At 61.6% G+C, this 24,527-nt stretch carries 29 protein-coding genes; 14 read left to right on the top strand and 15 right to left on the bottom strand.

Features of this window, described 5'->3' with window-relative positions; translation table 11 throughout:
• Positions 1-13: 13 nt before the first annotated feature.
• Both AC07S6_RS19580 and AC07S6_RS19585 read right to left on the bottom strand, forming a co-directional pair.
• Positions 14-595 (bottom strand): YjfI family protein, encoded by a 582-nt coding sequence (locus tag AC07S6_RS19580; protein ID WP_019818839.1) that lies wholly within the window; start codon positions 593-595, stop codon positions 14-16.
• Positions 596-823: 228 nt separating this feature from the next.
• A complete protein-coding gene (locus AC07S6_RS19585; RefSeq protein ID WP_495112851.1) occupies positions 824-1,855 on the bottom strand; it encodes a PDDEXK nuclease domain-containing protein in 1,032 nt (343 codons plus the stop codon).
• A 174-nt stretch (positions 1,856-2,029) separates the two neighbouring features.
• Between AC07S6_RS19585 and AC07S6_RS19590 the strand changes: the two genes are divergently transcribed.
• The 6 genes from AC07S6_RS19590 to AC07S6_RS19615 all read left to right on the top strand — a co-directional run bounded on the left by AC07S6_RS19590 (position 2,030) and on the right by AC07S6_RS19615 (position 8,260).
• Entirely contained in the window at positions 2,030-2,674 is a 645-nt protein-coding gene (locus AC07S6_RS19590) for an NAD(P)H-dependent oxidoreductase (protein WP_495112837.1), read from the top strand.
• On the top strand, positions 2,613-2,990 hold the full coding sequence (locus tag AC07S6_RS19595; RefSeq protein ID WP_495112838.1) for a MerR family transcriptional regulator: 378 nt from the start codon (positions 2,613-2,615) through the stop codon (positions 2,988-2,990). Before AC07S6_RS19590 ends, AC07S6_RS19595 begins: the two co-directional genes overlap by 62 nt.
• A 122-nt stretch (positions 2,991-3,112) precedes the next feature.
• Positions 3,113-3,355: an exodeoxyribonuclease VII small subunit gene (locus tag AC07S6_RS19600; RefSeq protein WP_003194556.1), complete on the top strand. Its 243-nt coding sequence runs from the start codon at positions 3,113-3,115 to the stop codon at positions 3,353-3,355.
• On the top strand, positions 3,352-4,239 hold the full coding sequence (ispA, locus tag AC07S6_RS19605; protein WP_014720119.1) for a (2E,6E)-farnesyl diphosphate synthase: 888 nt from the start codon (positions 3,352-3,354) through the stop codon (positions 4,237-4,239). The genes AC07S6_RS19600 and ispA overlap by 4 nt, the downstream gene beginning before the upstream one ends.
• A 110-nt stretch (positions 4,240-4,349) precedes the next feature.
• Positions 4,350-6,248: a 1-deoxy-D-xylulose-5-phosphate synthase gene (gene dxs, locus AC07S6_RS19610; protein WP_495112839.1), complete on the top strand. Its 1,899-nt coding sequence runs from the start codon at positions 4,350-4,352 to the stop codon at positions 6,246-6,248.
• A gap of 137 nt (positions 6,249-6,385) precedes the next feature.
• Entirely contained in the window at positions 6,386-8,260 is a 1,875-nt protein-coding gene (locus tag AC07S6_RS19615; RefSeq protein ID WP_495112840.1) for a TonB-dependent receptor domain-containing protein, read from the top strand.
• 90 nt (positions 8,261-8,350) lie between these two features.
• Here AC07S6_RS19615 and AC07S6_RS19620 read toward each other — a convergent pair whose 3' ends face one another.
• From AC07S6_RS19620 to nrdR, 11 genes are all read right to left on the bottom strand, one after another.
• The gene (locus AC07S6_RS19620) at positions 8,351-9,136 is read right to left on the bottom strand and encodes a cobalamin-binding protein (protein ID WP_495112841.1); all 786 of its coding nucleotides are present in this window, start codon (positions 9,134-9,136) and stop codon (positions 8,351-8,353) included.
• On the bottom strand, positions 9,133-9,552 hold the full coding sequence (locus AC07S6_RS19625; RefSeq protein ID WP_044269046.1) for a hypothetical protein: 420 nt from the start codon (positions 9,550-9,552) through the stop codon (positions 9,133-9,135). The genes AC07S6_RS19620 and AC07S6_RS19625 overlap by 4 nt, the downstream gene beginning before the upstream one ends.
• The gene (gene ribA / locus AC07S6_RS19630; RefSeq protein WP_005791841.1) at positions 9,549-10,166 is read right to left on the bottom strand and encodes a GTP cyclohydrolase II; all 618 of its coding nucleotides are present in this window, start codon (positions 10,164-10,166) and stop codon (positions 9,549-9,551) included. Before ribA ends, AC07S6_RS19625 begins: the two co-directional genes overlap by 4 nt.
• Before the next feature lie 129 nt (positions 10,167-10,295).
• The gene (locus AC07S6_RS19635) at positions 10,296-11,018 is read right to left on the bottom strand and encodes a substrate-binding periplasmic protein (RefSeq protein WP_019818851.1); all 723 of its coding nucleotides are present in this window, start codon (positions 11,016-11,018) and stop codon (positions 10,296-10,298) included.
• A gap of 54 nt (positions 11,019-11,072) precedes the next feature.
• Entirely contained in the window at positions 11,073-12,038 is a 966-nt protein-coding gene (thiL, locus tag AC07S6_RS19640; protein WP_197880341.1) for a thiamine-phosphate kinase, read from the bottom strand.
• An 18-nt stretch (positions 12,039-12,056) separates the two neighbouring features.
• Positions 12,057-12,557 (bottom strand): transcription antitermination factor NusB, encoded by a 501-nt coding sequence (gene nusB / locus AC07S6_RS19645; RefSeq protein ID WP_014720126.1) that lies wholly within the window; start codon positions 12,555-12,557, stop codon positions 12,057-12,059.
• On the bottom strand, positions 12,554-13,030 hold the full coding sequence (gene ribH, locus AC07S6_RS19650) for a 6,7-dimethyl-8-ribityllumazine synthase (RefSeq protein ID WP_003194576.1): 477 nt from the start codon (positions 13,028-13,030) through the stop codon (positions 12,554-12,556). The genes nusB and ribH overlap by 4 nt, the downstream gene beginning before the upstream one ends.
• 88 nt (positions 13,031-13,118) lie before the next feature.
• Complete coding sequence (gene ribBA, locus AC07S6_RS19655; RefSeq protein WP_003194579.1) at positions 13,119-14,210, bottom strand: bifunctional 3,4-dihydroxy-2-butanone-4-phosphate synthase/GTP cyclohydrolase II; 1,092 nt, start codon at positions 14,208-14,210, stop codon at positions 13,119-13,121.
• 15 nt (positions 14,211-14,225) lie between these two features.
• Positions 14,226-14,888: a riboflavin synthase gene (locus tag AC07S6_RS19660; RefSeq protein ID WP_495112842.1), complete on the bottom strand. Its 663-nt coding sequence runs from the start codon at positions 14,886-14,888 to the stop codon at positions 14,226-14,228.
• Positions 14,889-14,937: 49 nt separating this feature from the next.
• Positions 14,938-16,065, bottom strand: a complete 1,128-nt coding sequence (gene ribD / locus AC07S6_RS19665; protein ID WP_060764024.1) for a bifunctional diaminohydroxyphosphoribosylaminopyrimidine deaminase/5-amino-6-(5-phosphoribosylamino)uracil reductase RibD — start codon at positions 16,063-16,065, stop codon at positions 14,938-14,940.
• The gene (gene nrdR / locus AC07S6_RS19670; RefSeq protein WP_019818855.1) at positions 16,062-16,526 is read right to left on the bottom strand and encodes a transcriptional regulator NrdR; all 465 of its coding nucleotides are present in this window, start codon (positions 16,524-16,526) and stop codon (positions 16,062-16,064) included. Before nrdR ends, ribD begins: the two co-directional genes overlap by 4 nt.
• A 139-nt stretch (positions 16,527-16,665) precedes the next feature.
• Between nrdR and AC07S6_RS19675 the strand changes: the two genes are divergently transcribed.
• The 3 genes from AC07S6_RS19675 (at position 16,666) to trxA (ending at position 18,799) form a co-directional block, all read left to right on the top strand.
• Entirely contained in the window at positions 16,666-17,121 is a 456-nt protein-coding gene (locus AC07S6_RS19675; RefSeq protein WP_003194586.1) for a YbaY family lipoprotein, read from the top strand.
• Positions 17,118-17,774: a class I SAM-dependent methyltransferase gene (locus AC07S6_RS19680; RefSeq protein ID WP_495112843.1), complete on the top strand. Its 657-nt coding sequence runs from the start codon at positions 17,118-17,120 to the stop codon at positions 17,772-17,774. Before AC07S6_RS19675 ends, AC07S6_RS19680 begins: the two co-directional genes overlap by 4 nt.
• A gap of 152 nt (positions 17,775-17,926) precedes the next feature.
• The gene (trxA, locus tag AC07S6_RS19685; RefSeq protein ID WP_019818859.1) at positions 17,927-18,799 is read left to right on the top strand and encodes a thioredoxin; all 873 of its coding nucleotides are present in this window, start codon (positions 17,927-17,929) and stop codon (positions 18,797-18,799) included.
• On the opposite strand, the gene AC07S6_RS19690 is transcribed toward trxA, so the two are convergent.
• The gene (locus tag AC07S6_RS19690) at positions 18,796-19,143 is read right to left on the bottom strand and encodes a hypothetical protein (protein ID WP_495112844.1); all 348 of its coding nucleotides are present in this window, start codon (positions 19,141-19,143) and stop codon (positions 18,796-18,798) included. The genes trxA and AC07S6_RS19690 overlap by 4 nt on opposite strands.
• 129 nt (positions 19,144-19,272) lie before the next feature.
• Between AC07S6_RS19690 and AC07S6_RS19695 the strand changes: the two genes are divergently transcribed.
• The 5 genes from AC07S6_RS19695 (at position 19,273) to AC07S6_RS19715 (ending at position 23,377) form a co-directional block, all read left to right on the top strand.
• Positions 19,273-19,872, top strand: coding sequence for a DUF2796 domain-containing protein (locus tag AC07S6_RS19695; RefSeq protein ID WP_490613916.1), 600 nt, complete (start codon positions 19,273-19,275; stop codon positions 19,870-19,872).
• Between the two features lie 148 nt (positions 19,873-20,020).
• Positions 20,021-20,731: an ABC transporter ATP-binding protein gene (locus tag AC07S6_RS19700; RefSeq protein ID WP_034125931.1), complete on the top strand. Its 711-nt coding sequence runs from the start codon at positions 20,021-20,023 to the stop codon at positions 20,729-20,731.
• Between the two features lies 1 nt (position 20,732).
• The gene (locus AC07S6_RS19705; RefSeq protein WP_495112845.1) at positions 20,733-21,998 is read left to right on the top strand and encodes an ABC transporter permease; all 1,266 of its coding nucleotides are present in this window, start codon (positions 20,733-20,735) and stop codon (positions 21,996-21,998) included.
• Positions 21,999-22,009: 11 nt separating this feature from the next.
• Positions 22,010-22,531, top strand: a complete 522-nt coding sequence (locus AC07S6_RS19710) for a DUF3299 domain-containing protein (protein ID WP_020302441.1) — start codon at positions 22,010-22,012, stop codon at positions 22,529-22,531.
• A 147-nt stretch (positions 22,532-22,678) separates the two neighbouring features.
• Positions 22,679-23,377 (top strand): OmpW/AlkL family protein, encoded by a 699-nt coding sequence (locus tag AC07S6_RS19715; RefSeq protein ID WP_014720136.1) that lies wholly within the window; start codon positions 22,679-22,681, stop codon positions 23,375-23,377.
• A 166-nt stretch (positions 23,378-23,543) separates the two neighbouring features.
• On the opposite strand, the gene AC07S6_RS19720 is transcribed toward AC07S6_RS19715, so the two are convergent.
• Positions 23,544-24,428: a sugar nucleotide-binding protein gene (locus AC07S6_RS19720; RefSeq protein ID WP_197880338.1), complete on the bottom strand. Its 885-nt coding sequence runs from the start codon at positions 24,426-24,428 to the stop codon at positions 23,544-23,546.
• Positions 24,429-24,527 lie beyond the last annotated feature (99 nt).

The raw sequence follows: 24,527 nt of genomic DNA on the forward strand, positions 1-24,527 counted from the left end.
TTTTCCCGAATAATTAAATGAAGAAACGTTCGAAGGCTTCGCTGGCGCGCTGCACGTTATCAACCAGGGTTTTCACCTCGGTCACGATGTTGGTCAGGCTGGAGTCGGAGCTGAGCGCACCGAACATGTTGTAAACCACCTGCCCGTTCGGCATGGACTCGATACCGATCGACGACAACGGGAACATCTCCCGGCTGCGCAGCACGGCGTCATTGAAGGCCGGAACGTCGTTGATGGACTCGGCGTCGACCAGGACGGTATCCACGATGATTTGCTCGCCCACCACCGCGATGTAAATCGGCAAGCCACCAAAGTCGTTCATCTCCAGCTTGATGCTGGACTCGGAGCCTTGGACGAGAGAAAGCGTAATGTCATTGGACGTCACGTCATCCAGCGCCTGAAGAGCACTGTAAAGACGATCGATATTCCAGTTAGTACCTGCGCTCATGAAATTCTCCGACATGAATGAGCCAGCCAGGATCGGTTGGCGTAGCTGTTTCTCCATTTGCTTGAGCAGGCTTCGGTTTTCGGGAAGCACCCAAGTCTCGTGTTTCACATAACCGGCCGCCGCCAGCCCCGCACGCATCTGCTTCATGTAAAAGCTCGACGGCTTTTTTGCGGACGGCTTCAAGCGCTCTCCCTTGAGGCTTGTTGAATCGGTATCGGGCCCAACTGATGGGCTCGATGGAGAGCTGCTGTTCATGGTACTGACCTCGCTGTGAAAAACTCACGCGTGAGAAAATCTACAGGCAATCCGCAAGGTACTCAATAGCTCACGCGTGAGATTTTTCCTTACATTTTTCAGCCACCGAAAAGACCCAGCCTACCCCGCCAACTCTCGCTCGATTTGCTCGATGCTAGGCAAGCTCGATTGCAGTTCGGCTGGCAAAGACTCCATCAGTTGATATTCCGCCACACCAATAGGCCGGTTGTTATCGCGCAGTGCGTATTCAGCCACCACTTCATTTTTACCCTTGCACAACAAGAGGCCGATAGTCGGGCCATCCTGTGGGTGCTTTATCTCGGCATCCACCGCCGCAAGATAGAAGCTCAATCTGCCCAGATGCTCGGGCTTGAACTTGCCTGCCTTGAGTTCGATCACCACATAGCAACGCAGCTTCAGGTGATAGAACAACAGGTCGATGAAGAACTCATCGCCGCCTACATTCAGCAGCACTTGCCGGCCAACGAAGGCAAAACCTGCGCCCAACTCCAACAAGAAGTCAGTGACATGCTTGATCAGGGCGTTTTCGATTTCGCGCTCTTGTGCATTCTGACCCAGGCTGAGGAAATCAAAGCGATAAGGGTCCTTAAGAGACTCGCGAGCCAGGTCGGATTGCGCTTTGGGCAGATGGCTTTCGAAGTTGCTCACTGCCTTGCCACTGCGCTCCAACAGGCGGTTTTCAATGTGCATCACCAAGGTGTTGCGCGACCAACTATGCTTGATCGTTTGGATGGCGTACCAACGTCGCGTTTCAGGGCCGGGAAGTTTGTCCAGAAGCGCGATTTGATGGTACCAAGGCAATTGTGCAAGCACCTCTTGCACAAACTCCGAATCCGGCCACGCCTCGGCAAAAGCCCTCATGTACTTCAGATTGCGCGGCGAAAAACCGTTGATGTCCGGAAAGGCCGCTCGCAGATCTTGCGCAAGGCGGTCAATCACTTTATTACCCCAGCCTTGAGCGTGCTGACGCGTCAAAATATCGTGGCCGAGCTGCCAGTAGAGCAGTACCAGTTCACGATTGACTGCAATTGACGCACGTTGTTGCGCCTGATGGATGCGGCCCTTGAGGTCTGTCAGCCAATCGCCGTAGCCCTCAGGAGGCGCGATCAACCCGATAGAAGTTTCGCTCATGCCTTTTTTACTCTGGTGTTTTCGGCAGGCTAGCCAGCCGACAGTACCGTCACAAGCGTTCGTGAACAGTTCAGGAAGGGGCCTGCGTACCTCACAGAAAGGTCCTGCTGGCACTTGACTCTCCCCTATACGGCACCCCCTACCCTGAATGCCCTTTTCTCAGAACTTATCACCATGAGTCAGCGCATTCTGGTCATTCTCGGCCACCCGTCCGCCGATAGCTTTTGTTCCGCCCTCGCACACACTTATATCCACGCTGCTAAAACGGCCGGTCACGAAGTCCGCGTCCTGCGCCTGGGTGATCTCAGGTTCGACCCCATCCTTCATCATGCTTACACCCAGGTTCAAGCGCTGGAACCGGACTTGCTCAGCGCCCAAGCCGACATCCTTTGGGCCGAGCATCTGGCCTGGGTTTTCCCTGTCTGGTGGGGCGGTATCCCGGCACTGATGAAGGGCTTTATCGACCGCGTTTTCCTCCCCGGCTTTGCCTTCAAGTACCGCGCAGGCAAGGCATTCCCAGACACGCTGCTAAAGGGCCGAACCGCGCACTTGTTAGTGACCCTCGACACGCCGCCGTGGTATTACCGCTGGGTTTATCGCATGCCGGCCATCCACCAAATGCGGCGCACCATGCTGGCGCTGTGCGGCATCGCGACGAGCAAGACGCTGCTGTTGGGGCCGGTGCTGGGCTCTTCGCTGACGCAGCGGGCCAAGTGGCTGAAACAGGCCGGCGCACTATTTGAAAAAGGGAGTTTTCATGTACATCGGCAAAGCCGCGCAGTTGTCCGGCACGACCATCAAGGCGATTCGTCACTATGAGGCAATCGGGCTGATGCCAGCGCCTGCGCGTCGGGGCGGTTATCGCGTTTATACCGAGCAGAGTGTCGAGCGGCTGATGTTTATAAAGTGCGCGCAACAGCTGGGGTTCAAGCTCAAGGAATTACAGGAGATTTTGCAGGGGTACGAGGGTGATGCGCTTCCCTGGGACAAGGCTGACCAAGCCATCGCCAATAAGAAGCAAGCGTTAGCCATGCAAATTGTGGCATTGCAGAATATGCATCAGGGTTTATCGGTCTTCGAGGCCCAATTGAAAGCGGCGCAGGGGGAGTGCTGGGTCGCCACGAAGACAAGCTGAGACTCGGTGAGCCGAATAAACCCATCAATCGGCTCACATCACCGTGTGTGCGCCACTCATTTGCCCCAATCCCCCATGTCTGCTAGTGTCGCGCCGGTTTACCGTCTACCGGAATTGCCGCCATGGCCCGCAAAAAAGTTGCACTCGATTTCGAACAATCCCTCGCCGACCTGCAAGCCCTGGTCGAGCGTCTGGAGAACGGCGAGTTGTCGCTGGAAGACTCGTTGACAGCGTTTGAGCAAGGCATCGGCCTGACCCGCGACTGTCAGAGCGCGTTGGCGCAGGCGGAGCAGAAGGTCCAGGTGTTGCTGGAGCGTGACGGGGAGTTGGCCGAAGAGCCTTTCGATGCGGAACAGCCGGAATGATCAGCGCATACCAAGCCAGTAGCCAAGCCCGGGTGAATGCCGCGCTGGAGCCCCTGTTTGTTGCGCCAAGCCCGGAAATGACGCGCCTCTATGAAGCCATGCGCTACAGCGTGATGAATGGCGGCAAGCGGGTGCGCCCGTTGCTGGCCTATGCCGCCTGCGAAGCTCTCGGGGCGCCGGCAGCCGAGGCGAATGGTGCGGCCTGTGCGGTCGAGTTGATCCACGCCTATTCCCTGGTGCATGACGACTTGCCGGCAATGGACGACGATGATTTGCGTCGCGGCCAGCCCACCACCCACAAAGCCTTCGATGAGGCCTATGCAATTCTGGCCGGAGATGGCTTGCAGAGCCTGGCGTTCAGCGCATTGCTGGACCCGACGCTAAGCAGCGTCAACGCCGAGATCCGCTTGCGCATGGTCACCGCCCTGGCCCATGCAGCGGGCCCGGCTGGAATGGTCGGCGGGCAGGCCATCGACATGGGCTCGGTCAGCCTCAAGCTCGATCAAAAAGCCCTCGAACACATGCATCGCCACAAGACCGGTGCGCTGATTGAGGCCGCCGTGCAACTGGGCGCCCTGGCCAGTGGCCGTGCCGACGCCGAGCAATTAGCGGCGCTGCAGACCTATTCTCGTGCTGTCGGCCTGGCCTTCCAGGTACAGGACGATATCCTCGACGTGGAAAGTGACACCGCCACCCTTGGCAAACGCCAAGGCGCCGATATCGCACGGGACAAACCGACTTATCCTGCCTTGCTGGGGCTGCAAGCCGCCAAGGCGTATGCCATCGAGTTGCGCGACCAGGCCCTGGATGCCCTGCGACCTTTCGACGCGGCGGCCGAGCCACTGCGTGACCTGGCGCGGTATATCGTCGAACGTCGCCACTGACAGCCGCGGCCATTTGCGCCGCATATCGGCCAAGTTAGGCCCTCTGCGTGGGCAGTTTGCACGGCTTGAGGTAAACTGCCGCCTCTTCTATACCTATAACGATTCGCCTGATGCCCACGACGTTTCAAGAGATTCCCCGCAAACGCCCGTCTACGCCCCTGCTCGACCGTGCTGCCACGCCGGACGGCCTGCGTCGACTGGGTGAAGCCGAGCTGGAAACCCTGGCCGATGAGCTGCGCCTGGAATTGCTCTACACGGTCGGCCAGACCGGTGGGCATTTTGGCGCCGGGCTGGGCGTGATCGAGCTGACCATCGCCTTGCATTACGTGTTCGACACCCCGGACGACCGGCTGGTGTGGGACGTGGGCCACCAGGCGTACCCGCATAAAATCCTCACCGGCCGTCGCGAGCGCATGGCCAGCCTGCGCCAGAAGGACGGCCTGGCCGCCTTCCCGCGCCGTGCCGAGAGCGAGTACGACACCTTTGGCGTCGGCCACTCCAGCACGTCCATCAGTGCAGCGCTGGGCATGGCGATTGCCGCCCGCCTGCAAGGCAGTGAGCGCAAGGCGATTGCGGTGATTGGTGACGGCGCGCTGACCGCCGGCATGGCCTTCGAAGCGCTGAACCATGCGCCTGAAGTGGACGCCAACATGTTGGTGATCCTCAACGACAACGACATGTCGATTTCGCGCAACGTGGGTGGCCTGTCCAATTACCTGGCGAAGATCCTCTCCAGCCGTACCTACGCCAGCATGCGCGAAGGCAGCAAGAAAGTGCTGTCGCGCCTGCCTGGCGCGTGGGAAATCGCGCGTCGCACCGAAGAATACGCCAAGGGCATGCTGGTACCCGGCACCCTGTTCGAAGAGCTGGGCTGGAACTATATCGGCCCTATCGACGGCCACGACCTGCCCACCCTGATCGCCACGTTGCGCAACATGCGCGACCTCAAGGGCCCGCAATTCCTGCATATTGTCACCAAAAAAGGCAAAGGTTTCGCTCCGGCGGAAGTCGACCCGATTGGTTACCACGCGATCACCAAGCTCGAACCCCTCGATGCCCCCGCCGCCGCGCCGAAAAAAGCCAGCGGGCCGAAGTATTCCGGGGTGTTTGGCGAATGGCTGTGCGACATGGCCGCCGCCGACCCGCGCTTGGTGGGTGTTACCCCGGCGATGAAGGAAGGCTCCGATCTGGTGGCGTTCAGCGAGCGTTTCCCGCTACGTTACTTCGACGTGGCGATTGCCGAACAACACGCCGTGACCTTCGCGGCCGGCATGGCCTGCGAAGGCGCCAAGCCAGTGGTGGCGATCTATTCCACCTTCCTGCAACGCGGTTATGACCAACTGGTTCACGATGTGGCGGTGCAGAACCTCGATGTGCTGTTCGCCATCGATCGCGCCGGCCTGGTAGGCGAAGACGGCCCGACCCATGCCGGCAGCTTCGATCTCTCGTACCTGCGCTGCATCCCCGGCATGCTGGTGATGACTCCGAGCGACGAGAACGAACTGCGCAAGATGCTCAGCACCGGCCACCTGTACAACGGCCCGGCCGCTGTGCGGTACCCGCGCGGCACCGGCCCGAACGCCGTGATCGAAAAAGACCTGGAGCCGATTGAAATCGGTAAAGGCATCGTGCGTCGCCAAGGCAGCAAAACTGCATTCCTGGTGTTTGGCGTACAACTGGCCGAAGCCTTGAAAGTCGCTGAGAAGATCGACGCCACCGTGGTCGACATGCGGTTCGTCAAGCCACTGGATGACGCGTTGGTGCGCGAGATCGCCGCTGGCCATGAGCTGCTGGTGACCGTCGAAGAGAACGCCATCATGGGCGGCGCCGGTGCGGCGGTCAGCGAGTTCCTGGCGCGGGAGAATATCCTCAAGTCGGTGCTGCACCTGGGCTTGCCGGATGTATATGTTGAGCACGCCAAGCCGGCGCAGATGCTGGCTGAATGCGGGTTGGACGAGGCGGGTATCGAGGCGTCCGTTCGCGAGCGCCTGACGCTACTGAATCTGTAATCTGCCCAAAATGTGGGAGCTGGCTTGCCTGCGATGACGGCGGCACATTCGCTAACAATGTGTCAGATACACCGCTATCGCAGGCGAGCCAGCTCCCACAGTGGTTTTGCATGACCTTCGAATGCTATGGACAGCCCATGAAACGCCTGTGCCTTGCCCTGCTACTGCTTCCCTGCGCCGACCTGCTCGCCGACACCCGCGACCAGGCCCTGAAGCTCTCCGACGTGGTCATCAGCGCCAACCGCCAAGTCCAGGCGCGTAATGACAGCAGCGCCGCCAACACCGTCTTCACCCGCGCCGACATCGACCGCCTGCAACCCACCAGCGTCACCGACCTGCTCAGCCGCGTGCCGGGCGTGCAAGTTGCGCCGACCGGTGGGCGTGGCAGTTTGCCGGGGATTTTCATTCGCGGCACCAAGTCGGCGCAGAGCCTGGTGCTGGTGGACGGCCAACGCATCGCCAACACCACCTCCGGCGACAGCGGCTTGCAATACCTCAACGTCGATCAGATTGAACGGGTGGAAGTGCTGCGCGGTTCACGTTCGGTGATTTACGGCAGCGATGCGATTGGCGGGGTGATTCAGGTGTTCACCCGGCGCAATGCCGAGCAAGGCTTGCAGCCGCGCCTGAAACTTGGCTTTGGCAGCAACCAGAGCTGGGAGCGCAGCTTGGGCCTGTCGGGCGGCGATGAACACACGCGCTTCAACCTGGGCGCGAGCCTGGATGAAACCGCCGGCATCAACGCGAGCCACGCGTCGTTTCCCAGTGACGGCGACCATGATGCCTACCGCAACCAGTCCGTCAGCCTGAACCTCAGCCATTCGTTCAGCGATGAGCTGGAGGTGGGCTTCAACCTGTTGGATAACCGTGGCAAGTCGGAGTATGACAACAGTTATGGCCGCTACGACGGTGCCACCGGGCAGAGCCTCGGCCAGAAACCCTACACTGACTACACCGTGAGCAGCGCCAGCGGCTATCTCGATGCCAAGCTCAATGACAGCTGGCAGTCGCGCCTGGAGCTGGGCCACAGTGAAAACCGCGACACCAAGCGCGATACCCTCAGCGATGATTACAGCGCATTCAACACCTACCGCGACTCGGTCAATTGGCAGAACGACCTGACCCTGGATGAGCAAAACAGCCTGATCGTTGGCGGCGACTGGTATGAAGACCGTTTCCACGGGTCCACCACCTTTACCGAGAACAGCCGCTGGAACCGCGCGGCCTTCGTGCAGCACCGCTTCCATAGCCAATGGTTTTCCACCGAGCTGGGCCTGCGCCGTGACCAGAACCAGCAGTTCGGCGGCCAGAACAGTTGGAGCGGCACCCTGACCTTGCCGGTCAACCCCGACAATGACTTGCTCTTGAGCTACAGCGAAGGCTTTCGTGCGCCAACCTTCAACGACCTCTATTACCCCGACACGCAGTACAGCAACCCCAACCTGCAGCCCGAGACATCAAAGAGCTACGAGCTGCAATGGCGCAGCCAACTGACCGACAGCACACGTCTGGAAGCCTCGCTGTATCGCACCGACCTGAGCGACGCGATCATCCTTGACGCCGGCAAGCCGCAAAACGTGGCGTCGGCGCGGATCAACGGCTTTGAAGCGGCGCTCAAGCAAGAACTGTTTGGCTGGCAGGGCAACCTGGGCCTGTCGCTTATCGACCCGCGTGACCGTGACAGCGGCCACACCCTGGCACGTCGCGCACGGCGAACGGTGAACCTGGATCTGGACCGGCAATTTGATCAACTCGGTCTCGGCGCCAGCTGGCAAGCGATCAGCAGCAGCTACGACGATGAAGCCAACCGCAACCGTCTGGGCGGTTATGCCTTGTTGGGGCTGCGCAGTAGTTGGGCGTTGAACCGGGAGGTGTCGTTGTCGTTGAAGGTGGATAACGTGCTGGACAAGTCTTACGCACGGGCGAAGTACAGCTACCTCGGGGAAAGCCAGAATTATCGTGAAGAAGGTCGGGTGTGGATGGTTGGGGTGACGTGGACACCTGAGATCTAAGTAGCCTGATCCGGCGTCATCGCAGGCAAGCCAGCTCCCACAATTGAAATGCATTCCCCAGTGGGAGCTGGCTTGCCTGCGATAGCGTTGTCACAAGTTCGGCGCAATCACCTGGCACAACCGCCCCACCGCCTCCAACATCTGCCCGCTGGGCCGCTCCAGGCCCTTGTCCGGCACCAACCGCACCCGAGCAGCCATCGCCGGCCATGCCTTCCAGGCCTCCTTCTGAGCCTGATCCCCCACCAGGATCACCTCAGGGTCTCGCGCCAGCACCGATTCGATATTCACCTGCGGCGCCGGCAACTTCAGGTCATCAAACACATTGCGCGCCCCGCACACGCTGAGGGCATCGCTGATAATCTGCCCACCGCCCACGGTGTACAGCGGCTGGTTCCACACTTGGTAAAACACCCGCAGCGGCTCGGCCCGCTGGTAGCGCTGGCGCAACTCGGCCAAGCGCTGACGCAGTTGTGCAGCGAGCGGGTGCCCTGCCTCAGCGCGGCCCAATTGCTCGGCAATGGCCTGCACCTGCGCGGTCAGTTGTTCAAGGCTGTGGGGTTCGGCGACGTACACCGGGATATTCAATCGTTGGAGCTGCTCGCGCTGGGCCGGGCCGACGCTGCCAGGCCAGAGCAGGATCAGGTCGGGCTTGAGGCTGAGCAGGCGCTCCATGTCCAACTGGCCGTAGTGCCCGACCGAGGTCACCTTCGCCAACGCCGCCGGGCGGTCACCACCATCAAGCATGCCGACCAGCAAGTCCTCGGCACCCAGCTCAAGCACAATTTCAGACAGTGACGGCGCCAGGCTGACAACCCGCTCGACCGGCCAGCCCTGGGCACTGAATACCAGCAGCAGCGCCAGCAAATAGCGCTTCATCCCAACTGACGCGGTATGCGATAGAGATAGAACAACACCAGCGTCGACAGCGCCAACAGAAACAGCGGCACCGCCTCCAGACCGACGAACACCGCCAGCGCGCCAATCCAGGCCGGTAACGCTGCAACCAGCAACGCCGTGCGCCGACGCGCCGCCAGGGTGATCCAGGCTGCGGGCTCTTCAGCAGTATCAAGTGCTTTGGAGGTGGCGATCAGCGCGTGTTTGTAGGCGTGAAAATAACGCAGGCTGAGAAACATCGAGGCCACGCCGGCGATGAAGAACGGCATGGCCAAGACGGGCAACAAGGATTCAGCCCGGCCAAACAGCAGGTTGATCACGAACAACGGCAGCAATGCCAGGGCCAGGTACTGCCACCAGTTGAAGGACAGTCGCCGTTTCACCTGGCCACGGGTCACGCGCGGTCGACCTCGCCCTGGTGCTCGTTGCCCATCATGTGATCGAGCTTGCTGGCTTTGGTGGCCAGGTAGAGTTTGTTGTGCGGGTTATGCCCGGTGTGCAGTGGTACGCGCTCGGCCACGGTGATGCCCATCTCGGTCAAGGCTTTGACCTTTCGAGGGTTGTTGGTCATCAGGCGCAGGGATTTGACCCCCAGGTGCTCGAGCATCGGCAGGCAGATGGCGTAGTCGCGCTGGTCGGCAGCAAAGCCCAGGCGCTCGTTGGCCTCGACGGTGTCGGCGCCGCCGTCTTGCAGCTCGTAGGCACGAATCTTGTTCAACAGGCCAATGCCGCGGCCTTCCTGACGCAAGTACAGCAACACGCCACGGCCTTCACGGGCGATGGCTTGCAGTGCAGCCTCCAGTTGCGAGCCGCAGTCACAGCGCTGGCTGAACAGCGCATCGCCGGTCAGGCACTCGGAATGCACACGCCCCAGCACCGGCGCGCCATCCGTGATGTCGCCGAGGCTGAGCACAACGTGCTCGCGCCCGGTGGCTTCTTCAAGAAAGCCGTTCATGGTGAACGTGGCAAAAGGGGTAGGCAGCTTGGAAGCGGCGACGAAAACGACGGGCACCGTGTGCTCCTGATTTCAGATTTCACAGAGGCGGGCATTGTAACAGCACGTTCCTACAGACGCTTAAGCTGAATTATCGCTGATAAAGATCAATAGGTTCGATTGGCCTTTGAGTCAGTTCTATGGGCGTCAGAACGGATACGGCTGTTTCCAGCGTTCGAAAATCGCTTTCAGCTCACCGGTCTGGACCAGGATGCCCAAACGCTGGTCATACATGGCCATCAATGCCCTGCCGCGCGCGGTGTCGGCAAAGCCTACGTAGAGCGGCAGTTCAGCAATATGGGTGAGTTTGAACAGCGCCGGGTCTTGCGCCTGGCTGAGCACGTATTTGGCTTCGGTGAGGGCGTCGATATAAAAATCGGCACGGCCGTGTTGCAGCATGGGCAGAATGCCGCTGCGCCGCTCGATCTGGTTGAAGCGGCGCACGGTGGGCAGGTATTCCTCGTATTTATAGCCGCGCACCCAGGCCAGGCGGTAGTTGCCCAGGGTCGCCAGGGTCGGTGTCGGCGCAGTGGCCAACCCGAGGGCGTAGACATGATCGGCGTCGAAATTCCTGCGGGGGTACAACACACCGCTGGCCTCATCGCGATAGGTGCCGACACAACCATCCACCTCACCACGCTGGGCCAGACCGACCGAGCGGGTATAGGGTACGCTGCGGATGTGCACGGTGATGCCAGCCGGTTCAAAGACTTGGCGCAACAGGTCCCAGGCCAGGCCGCTGCCATCTTTGTTGGTGTAGTCGTTCCACTCCTCACTGGCCAGCACGATTTTGCCGGGCATGGGAGTGTCCGCCTGGGCCAGGGAAGCAAAGGTACACAGCACGATCAGCAGCCAGCGGCATGCAGCCATAGTCACGGCCTCTTACTCGGGATAATCGTATAAAGGGTAGCGCAGACCGCCGGCTTAGGGCGTCTGGCGAAAATGCTGGTAGCCGCGCACAGCCGGGGTGATGTCCTGGCCGTGGACGTCGAGCAGCGTTACGCCCTGCCCGGCTTCGACCCGGCCGACCACATGCACCGGCCAGCCATCCGCCTGCAACGGCGCTAACTCGGACGGTGGCAAGGTGAACGCCAGCACATAGTCGTCGCCCCCACTCAACGCCGCCACGTGAGCCTGGTCTTCACCAACAAACGCCAGCAACGCCTCGGACAACGGCAACCGGTGGCGCTCAACCACCAGGCGCACCGCTGACGCCTTGGCGATATGCCCACAGTCGGCCAACAGCCCATCGGAAATATCCATGGCCGCTGTCGCCTTGCCCCGCAGCGCAAGCCCCAGGGCCAACTGCGGTTGCGGCGACCAGTAATGCGCCAGCAGCGGCTCGGCGATTGCTGCGTCAGCCGTGCGTTGCCCCAATACCAGCGGCAAGGCGCCAGCGGCATTGCCCAACTCGCCGCCCACACACAGCAAATCGCCCGGCTGTGCACCGTTGCGCGTCAAGGCCTGGCCAGCCGGCACACGGCCGAACACGGTCAGGGTCAGGCTCAGCGGCCCACGGGTGGTATCGCCGCCCACCAAGCCTACGCCGCAGCTTTGCGCCATGGCGTTCAAGCCTTGGGCATAGCGTTGCAGCCAATCGGCTTCGACGCTCGGCGTGGTCAGGGCAAGGGTAAAGGCGAGGGGGTGGGCGCCCATGGCGGCCAGGTCGCTCACCGCCACGGCCAGCGAGCGCTGGCCGAGCAGGAACGGGTCACAGGGGTCGGCAAAATGCACGCCAGCCACCAGCGTATCGGTGGAGACTGCCAGTTGCTCCCCGGCGGGAAGCGCCAGCAAGGCGCAGTCGTCGCCGATCCCCAGGGCAATGCCTTCGCCGCCTTGCGCACAAGGCGCGGCGGCGAAGTATGTGCGGATCAGCTCAAACTCACCCATTGAGGAATCAAGCGCAGATTAGCGCTTGTGTTCCTTCACTTCGGCTTCACGCAGGCGCGGGGCCAGCTTGTCGAGCACGCCGTTGACGAACTTGTGGCCATCGGTCGAACCGTAGACTTTCGCCAGTTCGATGCCTTCGTTGATCACGACGCGATACGGCACGTCGACGCGCTTGAGCAGCTCCCAGGTGGACAGGCGCATCACGCACAGCTCAACCGGGTCGAGTTCTTCGATGGTCAGGTCCAGGCATGGCGCCAGGGCTGTGTCGATCTCGGTCAGGTTGGCATGCACGCCGTGCAGGATGTCGTGGAAGTAGCTCTGGTCGGCGAAGGTGAAATCGTTATCGACGCGAAACTGTGCCTCGATTTCGTTCAGCGAAGCGCCCGCCAGGTGACGCTGGTACAGCGCCTGGGTCGCGAGTTGACGCGCCTTGCGGCGCTTCTCGCTCTTGGACGGTTTGCCGGCATCGGCAGGACGCGGGTCCTGAGGGTTGAACTGATCGCTTTCGTCGGAAATCACTTGGCCTCCAACTGCGACAGCAGGCTGACCATTTCCAGGGCGGACAAGGCAGCTTCAGCGCCTTTGTTACCGGCTTTGGTGCCGGAACGCTCGATGGCTTGCTCGATGGAATCAACGGTCAGTACGCCGAAAGCGACTGGCACGCCGAATTCCATGGACACCTGGGCCAGGCCCTTGGTGCATTCGCCGGCCACGTATTCGAAGTGCGGGGTGCCGCCACGAATGACCGCGCCCAGGGCGATGATCGCCGCGTATTCACCCTGCTGAGCAACTTTTTGCGCAACCAGTGGAATTTCGAAGGCGCCAGGCGCGCGGATAAGGGTGATATCGCTCTCGCTCACACCGTGGCGAACCAGGGCGTCAACCGCACCGCTTACCAGGCTCTCAACCACGAAGCTGTTGAAGCGGCCAACCACCAGGGCATAGCGGCCTTTGGGGGCGATGAAGGTACCTTCGATGGTCTTCAGGGTCATTCGACAAATCTCTTAAAGAGCCGGGACGCGAAAAGTGCGTCCCTCAGTGATGATTTAACCGCGAACAAGGGGCAAGAATCGCCGGCCTTTATTCGGAGGGCACGTATTCTACAACTTCCAGGTCGAATCCGGATATCGCATTAAATTTCATCGGTGCGCTCATCAGGCGCATTTTGCGCACACCCAGGTCGCGCAGGATCTGCGAACCGGCACCGACGATGCTGTAGGTGGTCGGTTTTTTCACCGGCACGGCGTCAGCGGTTTCGCGGATATGCGCCAGCAATACATCACCGTCCAGCGGGTGGCCGAGCAACAGCACCACACCGCTGCCAGCCTCGGAAACCGCAGCCATGGCGGCGCGCAGGCTCCAGCGGCCCGGCTGCTTGACCATCAACAGGTCACGCAGTGGGTCCATGTTATGTACGCGTACCAGGGTCGGTTCTTCGGCGCAAATGTTGCCCAGGGTCAGGGCCATGTGCACGTCGCCTTCCACTGAATCACGGTAGGTCACCAAATTGAATTGGCCCAGTTCGCTGTCCAGGGGCTGCTCGGCAATCCGCTGAACGGTACGTTCGTGGATCATGCGGTAGTGAATCAGGTCGGCGATGGTGCCGATCTTGAGGTTGTGCTCGGCGGCAAAGGCTTCAAGTTCAGTACGACGGGCCATGGTGCCATCGTCGTTCATCACTTCGCAGATCACCCCGCTTGGCTCGAAACCGGCCATGCGCGCCAGGTCGCAGGCGGCTTCGGTGTGGCCGGCACGGGCCAGGGTACCGCCCGGTTGGGCCATCAGCGGGAAGATGTGGCCGGGGCTGACGATATCTTCGGCCTTGGCGTCTTTCGCGGCGGCGGCTTGCACGGTGCGGGCGCGGTCAGCGGCGGAAATGCCGGTGGTGACGCCCGTGGTGGCTTCAATGGATACGGTGAACTTGGTGCCGAAACCCGAGCCATTGCGCGGTGCCATCAACGGCAGCTTGAGCAATTCGCAGCGTTCGCGGCTCATGGGCATGCAGATCAGCCCACGGGCGTGCTTGGCCATGAAGTTGATGTGCTCGGGCTTGCATGCCTCGGCGGCCATGATGATATCGCCTTCGTTCTCGCGATCTTCGTCATCCATGAGGATGACCATCTTGCCTTGGCGGATGTCTTCAACCAGTTCTTCGATGCTATTGAGCGCCACGCGGCACCCCCTTGGTCAGGATTTCAGGTAGCCGTTAGCGGCCAGAAAACTTTCGGTGATGTTGCCTGATGCAGGCTCTGCGGCCTTTTCGCCCAACAACAGGCGCTCCAGGTAACGGGCAAGCAAGTCCACTTCCAGGTTCACCCGGCGACCCGGTTGGTACGAGGCCATGATGGTTTCGCTGAGGGTGTGGGGAATGATGGTCAGTTCAAATTCGGCGCCATTCACGGCGTTCACGGTCAGGCTGGTGCCATCGACGGTGATCGAGCCTTTGTGGGCGATGTACCTGGCCAGCTCTTTGGGCGCACGGATGCGGAATTCCACGGCGCGGGCGTTTTCGCTACGGGCCACCACTTCGCCGACGCCGTCGACGTGGCCGCTGACCAGGTGACCGCCCAGGCGGGTGGTCGGCGTCAGGGCTTTTTCCAGGTTGACCGGGCTGCCGGCCGCAAGATCGTTCATCGCGGTGCAGTCCAGGGTTTCCCGGCTGACATCGGCAGCAAAGCCGTTGCCTGGCAGCTCGATGACGGTCAGGCACACGCCGCTGACGGCGATGCTGTCGCCCAGCTTGACGTCGCCGAGGTCCAGCTTGCCGGTTTCAACCAGCAGGCGGACATCCCCGCCTTTGGGGGTCATTGCACGGATGCTGCCGATGGATTCGATAATGCCGGTGAACATTTCGTTCTCCTGAAAACGAGGGGGCTGACGCTCAAGCGCAGGCCGGGAATTATACGCTCACTGCTGGGACGGGGATGGCAGTGACTCGCCAGTCGTCGCCCACAGCGCGCATTTCGGTGATCTTGAGTTGGGGAGCATCGGCCAACTTATCAAGCGGCCAGTCCAGCAACGGGCGGGCAGCGGAGCCGAGGAACTTGCCGGCGATGAATATCACGTATTCATCCACCAGGCCTTGTTGGGCAAACGCGCCGGCCAGGCTTGGGCCGGCTTCCACCAACACATCGTTGACGCCACGGGCAGCCAGGGCGACCAATGCCGAGCGCAGGTCAACCTGGCCCTCCACACCTGGAACCACAAGGCACTCAGGGCCCCGGGGGAACTGGTTTTCCGGAGTCACGCAGGTGATGACCAATGCCGGGCCGGCCTTGAAGAACGGTGCGTTGAGCGGCACCCGCAGGCGGCCATCGATCAGCACGCGCAACGGCGGGCGCGACATGGCCAGGGCGGTGGTTGCGTCGTCCAGGCCCAGTTCGGCAGCGCGTACGGTCAAGCGGGCACCGTCGGCCAGTACCGTGTCGGCACCGGTCAGCACCACGCTGGCCTCGGCACGCAAGCGTTGCACCGCAGCACGGGCGGCGGGACCGGTGATCCATTGGCTTTCGCCGCTGGCCATCGCCGTGCGGCCGTCCAGGCTCATCGCCAGCTTGACCCGCACAAACGGCAGGCCGCGCTCCATGCGCTTGAGGAAGCCGGGGTTAAGCGCCCGCGCTTCGGTTTCCAGCACACCACTACGAACCTCGATACCGGCCTGGGCCAGGCGTTGCATGCCTCGGCCAGCCACTTCGGGGTTCGGGTCCTGCATGCCGGCCACCACCCGCGCGACGCCGGCGGTCACCAGCGCATCGGCACAGGGCGGCGTACGGCCATGATGGCTGCACGGTTCAAGGGTCACGTACACCGTCGCGCCACGGGCCTTGTCGCCAGCGGCGCGCAGGGCATTGGGCTCGGCATGGGGCTCGCCGGTGCGCTCATGCCAGCCTTCGCCGACAATCTGCCCATCACGCACTATCACGCAGCCAACCCGCGGGTTGGGGTGGGTGGTGTACAGGCCCTTGCGCGCCAATTCGAGGGCGCGGGCCATGTAGTGGGCGTCGAGCACAGCCTGTTCAGATGTCATTGTTTGGAGGGCTCACGGGCCAGGCGGTCGATCTCTTCGCGGAACTCATTGAGGTCCTGGAAGCGTCGATACACCGAGGCAAAACGGATATAGGCGACTTCGTCGAGCTTTTGCAGCTCGCCCATCACCAACTCGCCGACCACCAGGCTCTTGACCTCGCGCTCGCCGGTCGCTCGCAGCTTGTGCTTGATATGCACCAGCGCCGCTTCCAGGCGCTCGACACTCACCGGGCGTTTTTCCAGGGCGCGCTGCATACCGGCGCGCAGTTTTTCTTCGTCGAAAGGCTGGCGGCTGCCGTCGGACTTGATCAGACGCGGCAACACCAGTTCGGCGGTTTCGAAGGTGGTGAAACGTTCACCACAGGCCAGGCATTCGCGCCGGCGACGCACTTGGTCGCCCTCGGCGACCAGACGCGAGTCGATGACCTTGGTGTCGTTGGCACCGCAGAAGGGACAGTGCATGGTTGGCAGGCAACAAAAAATGGGAGGGCCATGGTAGCGCATCCCTGTGGCAAGACAAGCCATAGCCTTTACGGTATATAGGCAGGCTTATATGTTTCATATTTTTAAGCCACGGATTTTGTCCTTTCTGGAGCCGTACATGCAGTTACGACCACTCGTTCTACTCAGCCTGTTCAGTTTTCTGGTCGCCTGCAGCAGCGAAGCCCCCAAGCCGGCCGCGCCTCAACCAACACCGGCGCAAGAGAAAAAAGTCCCGGGCATTGAAGACCTCGGCCCCCTGCCCGCCTATCAGCGCGAAATCAGCGGCAGCCTGACCAACGTGCCCGCCGGTGCCGAAGTCGAGATGGCGCTCTTGGTGATCGACGACCGTTCGCGCCCGCAGCAACTGCTCGCCAGCAGCGTACTGAGCGGCAACGGCAAGCCCCTGGCCTTCCGCCTGCGCTTCAACCCTGAAGCCTTCCCGGCCGGTGCCCGCGTGGAATTGCGCGGCCGCGCCAGCCAGTCCGGCCAGTTGATCCTGCATCTGCCTGCCGTGCGCGTCACCCAGGCGATCACCCAGAGCACCGGCCCCTTGCAACTCGTCAAGGCACCATGACACCACCGCTGCACCTGCAGCGTGCCTTGAGCGAACTGATCGGCGACGCGCAATTAGTGCCCTGCCCACTGCCGGGCACCGAATTGTCGCTGTGGCTGCTGGACGCCGACAACATGGACCGCGCCTTCAGCCAGGAAGAAACCCGGCGCATCCTGCATGAGCCGCCCTACTGGAGTTTTTGCTGGGCCAGCGGCCTGGCGTTGGCGCGTTACCTGGCAGCGCATCCTGAGTGGGTCGTCGGCAAACGCGTGCTGGATTTCGGCGCAGGTTCGGGCGTAGCCGGGATCGCCGCCGTCAAGGCTGGCGCCCTGGAGGTGGTGGCCTGCGACCTGGACCCACTGGCCTTGGCCGCTTGCCGTGCGAATGCCGAACTCAACCAGGTGGCGCTAAGTTATTCGACAGATTTTTTTGCCGAAGCCGACCGCTTCGACCTGATCCTGGTGGCCGACGTGCTCTACGACCGCGCCAACCTGCCGTTGCTGGATCAGTTCCTCACCCGTGGCCGCGAAGCGCTGGTGGCGGATTCGCGGGTACGGGACTTCCAGCATCCGGATTACCAGCGGCTGGAGATCCTTGAAGCCTTGACCCTGCCGGACCTGGCCGAGCCTTGGGAGTTTCGCAAGGTGAGCCTGTACCATTCGCGGCGCGCTTGAGGCCATCGCGGGCAAGCCCGCTCCCACAGGGGAATGCATTTCAAAGGTGAGAGCTGGTTTGCCTGCGATAGCGGTCTTGAATCCAGGATGCTTTCAGCCAACCTCGCCAGCCCTTATAGTTGCCCCCATTCCCGCTTTATTCGAGACGCCCCATGAGTGAGCCCACGCCGTACATCTTCGACGTCACCACCGCCAACTTCGATCAGGCCGTTATCCAGAACTCCTTCGAAAAGCCCGTATTGGTCGATTTCTGGGCCGAGTGGTGCGCACCCTGCAAAGCACTGATGCCAATGCTGGCGAAGATTGCCGAGAGTTATCAGGGTGAGTTGCTGCTGGCCAAGATCGACTGCGAAGCCGAACAGGACATCGTGGCGCGTTTTGGCATTCAAAGCCTGCCGACGGTGGTGCTGTTCAAGGATGGCCAACCGGTGGACGGCTTTGCCGGTGCACAGCCGGAGTCGGCCGTGCGGGCGATGCTGGAGCCCCATGTGCAAATGCCACCGCCGGCTGCGGCGGACCCGTTGGAGCAGGCTCAGGCGCTGTTCAGCGAAGGGCGCATCAGCGAGGCCGAAGCGTTGCTGGTGCAATTGTTGGGCGAGGACAATACCAACGCCGCCGCCCTGATCCTGTATGCACGCTGCCTGGCCGAGCGCGGTGAGCTGGGTGAAGCCCAGGCCGTGCTCGACGCGGTCAAGAGCGACGACCACAAGGCTGCCCTGGCCGGGGCCAAGGCGCAAATCACCTTCCTGCGCCAGGCGGCGGATTTGCCGGACGCTGCCGAGCTGAAAAGCCGCCTGGCGCAAAACCCCCAGGATGACGAAGCGGCCTATCAGTTGGCGATCCAGCAACTGGCGCGCCAGCAATACGACGCGGCGCTGGAAGGTTTGCTCAAGTTGTTTATCCGCAATCGCAGCTACAGCGAAGGCCTGCCCCACAAGACCTTGCTGCAAGTGTTCGAATTGCTGGGCAATGATCACCCGCTGGTCACGGTGTACCGCCGCAAGTTGTTTGCCGCGTTGTATTAATCACCGATCCAACTGTACAGCGGCGTATCCCCGCCGCTGCTCACCTTCACCTTGGCGCTGTGGCGCAGGCGCAGGCGCACCAGCAGGCGCTTGCCCGCCCCGGCATCGCCAGCCAAGCCTTCGAGTTGGTCGAGCAATTCCAGACCATTGAGTTGTCCGGCCTTGCGCAGCAAGTCCTGGGCGTTCTGCCACAGATCCTCGTTCTGTTTGACCGGAGCCGCAGTGGGCGCGCTGGGCGTTGGGGTGGCCTGCAGTTGGGCACCCAATCGCGCCCAATCGCCGTCGTCCAGCTCCAGGGTCAAGTCCACCGGCAGGTCGCCGATGGTTCCACGAATTCGCAACATCGTCCTTACTCCTGCATTTTTCTGACGGGCATGCTCCCATGCAGCTTGCGCAACACCAAGCGGGCGGTCAAACTCCCGGCTCAATTGTTATAAGATCACATAACAAAACTTTCATCCTGGAGCCCTCTCATGCGCCGTTTGCTGCTTGCTTTGCCGTTTGCCCTGCTGCCACTGGCTGTCGCTCATGCCCATGAAGACCATGACCACGAGCACGGCAGCCTCGGCGCCCATGAACATGGCGTCGGGCGCCTGAATGCCGTGCTGGACGGCCAGGCCCTGGAGCTGGAACTGGACAGCCCGGCCATGAACCTGGTGGGTTTCGAACATGTAGCGACCAGCGCCGCCGACAAAGCCAAGGTCGCCGCCGTGCGCAAGCAACTGGAAAATCCATCGGCACTGTTCAACCTGCCCAAGGCCGCAGGTTGCGTGGTCAGCAGCCAGGAACTCAACAGCCCGTTGTTCGGTGACAAACCAGAAGCCGAGCATGACGACGATGACCACGCCACCGACGGCAAAGGCGCCGCCGCCCACAAGCATGATCACGACCACAGTGAAATCCACGCCCATTACCAGTTCACCTGCGCCACGCCGACGGCCCTGGGCACCCTGGACTTGAGCCAAGTGTTCAAGACCTTCCCCGCCACCCAGAAAATTCAGGTACAACTGATCGGCCCGAGCGGTCAGCAAGGTGTTGACGCGACGGCCACCGCCGCCACCCTGAAGTTCTGACTTGAAAGCACAGTCCCTGTGGGAGCTGGCTTGCCTGGGATACAGGCGATGCGGTGCAGCAGGCACACCGTAGCGATGCCATCGCAGGCAAGCCAGCTCCCACAGTGGATCGGCGCCATTTTCGACTACCAGGCGACACTGACTTCCCATGACTCAAGCGTTAATCGAACTGTCCGACCTGGGCTTCAACTGGCCCGGGCACCCGCGGTTGCTGGACATCCCCGCGTTCCGCCTGGAACCCGGGGAAACCCTGTTCCTCAAGGGCCCGAGCGGCAGTGGCAAGACCACTTTGCTCGGGCTGTTGGGAGGCGTGCAGAAACCCAGCCAAGGCAGCATCCGCCTGCTCGGCCAGGAGTTGACCGAACTCTCGGCCGGCGCTCGTGACCGTTTCCGTGTGGACCACACCGGCTATATCTTCCAGCAGTTCAACTTGCTGCCGTTTCTGTCGGTACGCGAAAACGTCGAACTGCCTTGCCACTTTTCCAAGCTTCGCGCACAACGGGCCAAACAGCGCCACGGCAGTGTCGACCAGGCCGCCGCGGCCTTGCTAGCGCACTTGGGTTTGAAGGACCCGAGCCTGCTGGAACGCCGCGCCGATTCGCTGTCCATTGGCCAGCAACAAAGGGTGGCCGCTGCCCGAGCGCTGATCGGCCAGCCAGAACTGGTGATTGCCGACGAACCCACCTCGGCCCTGGACTACGACGCCCGCGAAGCCTTCCTGCAGTTGCTGTTCGCAGAATGCCGCGAAGCGGGCGCCAGCCTGTTGTTTGTCAGCCATGACCAGAGCCTGGCGTCGCTGTTCGACCGCAACCTGTCGCTGGCCGAACTCAATCGCGCCGCCATGCCCGCAGAGGTTTGAGATGTATCTGTTCCGTCTAGCCATGGCCAGCCTGGCTAACCGCCGCTTCACCGCGATCCTCACCGCGTTTGCCATCGCGCTTTCCGTCTGCTTGCTGCTCGCGGTGGAGCGTGTGCGCGTCGAGGCGCGCAACAGTTTCGCCAGCACCATCAGCGGCACCGATCTGATCGTCGGCGCCCGTTCCGGCTCGGTCAACCTGCTGCTGTATTCGGTGTTCCGCATTGGCAACGCCACCAACAACATCCGTTGGGACAGCTACGAGCACTTCGCCGCCAGCCCTCAAGTGAAATGGGCGATTCCCATTTCCCTCGGCGACTCCCATCGCGGCTACCGGGTGATGGGCACCAACGAATCCTATTTCGAGCACTACCAGTACGGGCGTAAGCAAAACCTCGCGCTGGCCAGCGGCCGCGCCTTCGCCACCGACCCATTCGAAGTCGTGCTCGGCGCCGAAGTGGCCGACGCCCTGCATTACAAACTCGGTGACAAGCTGGTGCTGGCCCACGGCGTGGCGGTGGTCAGCCTGGTCAAGCATGACGACAAGCCGTTTACGGTGGTGGGCATTCTCAAGCGTACCGGCACGCCGGTGGACCGCACGTTGCATATCAGCCTCGGCGGCATGGAAGCGATCCATATCGACTGGCACAACGGCGTGCCGGCCCAGGGCAAAGGCCGCATCAGTGCCGACCAGGCGCGCAATATGGACCTGACGCCGCAGGCCATTACCGCGTTCATGCTCGGCCTGAACAACAAGATTTCCACCTTTGCCTTGCAACGGGAAATCAATGAATTCCGTGGCGAGCCAATGCTGGCGATCCTGCCCGGCGTCGCACTGCAAGAACTCTGGAGCATGATGGGCACTGCCGAAAAAGCCTTGTTCGTGATCTCGCTGTTCGTAGTACTGACCGGTTTGATCGGCATGCTCACGGCGATCCTCACCAGCCTTAACGAGCGTCGCCGCGAGATGGCGATCCTGCGGTCGGTGGGTGCGCGGCCTTGGCACATCGCAACGCTGCTTATCTTCGAAGCCTTTGCCCTGGCCTTGTGTGGCGTGTTGGCGGGCCTGGGGTTGCTGTACCTGTGCATAGCCGCATCACGGGGTTATTTGCAGGCCAACTACGGCCTGGACCTGCCGATGTCGTGGCCGAGCGAATATGAATGGACGTTGCTCGCCGGTATCCTGGCAGCCGCCCTGTTGATGGGCAGCGTGCCCGCGTGGCGCGCCTATCGACAATCTTTGGCCGATGGCCTGTCCATCCGTTTATGAGGAAGGCTCCGATGCGTCGTGCCCTGTTTGCCCTGTTGCTGCTGACGGCCGTTCCGGTGTGGGCGGATGAACAGCCCAAGGATTTGTCCTGGCAGGAGATGATCCCGCCGGATGCGCCACCTGAAGTGCCCAATATGAAGCCGCTGCACGACCTGTCGAACATGGCCGATGCCTTGTCCGTCGAGGCCGCGCCCGCAGCCAAGCAGGACCTGCCCAACGCGCCGGTAGTGCAGAGCCTGGACGGCCAGCACATTCGCTTGCCGGGGTATATCGTGCCCCTGGAAGTCAGCGAAGAAGGCCGCACCACGGAGTTTCTGCTGGTGCCGTATTTCGGCGCCTGTATCCATGTGCCGCCACCGCCGTCGAACCAGATCGTGCATGTGAAAAGCGAGGTGGGGGTGAAGCTCGATGAGCTGTATCAGCCGTACTGGATCGAAGGCGCGATGCAGGTCAAGCCATCGTCCAGCGAATTGGCCGATGCCGGTTACCAGATGGATGCCCAGAAGATTTATATGTACGAGCTGGAGGAATAACCCCCACCAGCAACACACTGAAGCTCCCACAGGTTTTGATCAGTGCCGAAAGTGACTGATCACCCTTTCATTGAGCTGAGTCAAAAGACCGAACGGAACGATCTTTACCATTGGACGTACAACTTTTAAACGTCCTTTGGAGCTCCCATGAACAAGTCTCTGCTCGGCGCGTCCCTCTTCGCGCTCGCCCTCGTCGCCCCCGTCGCCCACGCTCACCAGGCGGGCGATATTCTGGTTCGCGCCGGTGCAATTACCGTGAACCCGAAGGCCGACAGCAGCAGCGTCAAGGTTGACCAGGGCCCATTGGCCGGTACCAACCTGGGCGGCAAGGCGACCATGAGCAGCGACACCCAATTGGGCTTGAACTTCGCCTACATGATCACCGACCACGTCGGCATCGAATTGCTTGCGGCCACGCCGTTCGAGCATGACGTGAAGATCAAGAACACCGCCCTGGGCGCCGCCAATGGCAAGCTCGGCACGCTGAAGCACCTGCCGCCGACCTTGAGCGTCGTGTACTACCCGCTGGACCACAAATCCGCGTTCCAACCGTATGTGGGCGCCGGTATCAACTACACCTGGATCTACGACGAGCACGTGGGCAGCCGCGCCGAACAGGCTGGTTTCAGCAACTTCAAGGCCGAGAACTCCTGGGGCTGGGCTGCACAGATCGGCGCCGACTACATGATCAACGACAAGTGGATGATCAACGCCCAGGCGCGCTATATCGACATCAGCACCAAGGCGACTGTGGATAACAACGCGTTGGGCCAGGGCACTCGGGCCAAGGTCAATGTGGATGTAGACCCGATGGTTTACATGGTGGGTATCGGCTACAAGTTCTGAGTTCGGTTTAAGCCACACCGCATAACCCATGTGGGAGGGGGCTTATGTGGGAGCCGGGCTTGCCCGCGATGCAGACACCACGGAGTATCAGGGATACCCAGGTGATGCTATCGCAGGCAAGCCAGCTCCCACATAAGTCCCCTCCCACATTTTGGTTTTGAGGGTGTCAGCTATGGCGGTAGAAGCGATCCAGTAGCGCCGGCAAACCTGCCCGCCATGCCCGTGGTTTGATGCCAAAGGTATGCAGGATTTTCTTGCAGGCCAACACCGCATGCTGCGGTTCATCCGCCGCATCCGGCCGCGCTGCGTGAGCCTGGGCGGTGGGGGACTCGATGGCCAGCGGATGGAAGTTGCGCGCTTCAGTCAGAATCGCCTGCCCCAGCGCCAACGGGGTAGTCGCCTCGTGGCCGGCGTAGTGGTAGGTGCCCCACAGCGGCGCAGCGCAATCGAGTTGCTTGAGCACCGAGATGATCACCCGCGCCGCATCGTCCACCGGCGTCGGATTGCCGCGCCGGTCGTCCGCCATCAGTAACTCATCGGGTTTCTCGGCCCGGGCCAGGAAACGCCCGAGGGTGCCGTCGACGCTGTCATCGAGCAGCCAGCCAAACCGCAGCAGCACATGCTGCGGGCACGTAGCGCGCACGCTTTGTTCGATACGCCACAACGCCTGGCCGCGCAGGCCCAGGGGCACCGGCTCGTCTTTCTCGCTGTAGGCCGTGGCGCGGGAGCCATCGAACACACGATAGCTGGAGGGTTGCAGCAGGGTGATGCTGTGGTGCTGGCACAGTTCGGCCAGACGCTCGATGGCGAATTCCTGGCCGGCCAGGCGGGTTTCGCTTACGGCTTCGGCCTGGAACCAGTCGAAATAGTAGGCGAGGTTGATCAACGCATCGGGACGGGTGTCGTCCAGCAATTGGGTGAGGCTTGCGGCATCCCAGCCGTCTTGGGGCGGTTTGGGGGCGAGGAAACCGATGTCTTCCTCCGCACCGAGGCGAATCAGCGCCTGCCCGAGGGCATTCCCGCCGCCCAGTAACATAAGGCGCATTCGCATAGATTGAGCAGGCCCGGTCTGTTTGGAACGATGGTTATTATCGACAGGCATGTGCGCCTTGCCGTAGGTAGTTGCCAGAATCGTTGCATTTTGCGGGTT

This window comes from Pseudomonas sp. GW821-FHT07B01 (assembly GCF_059419065.1).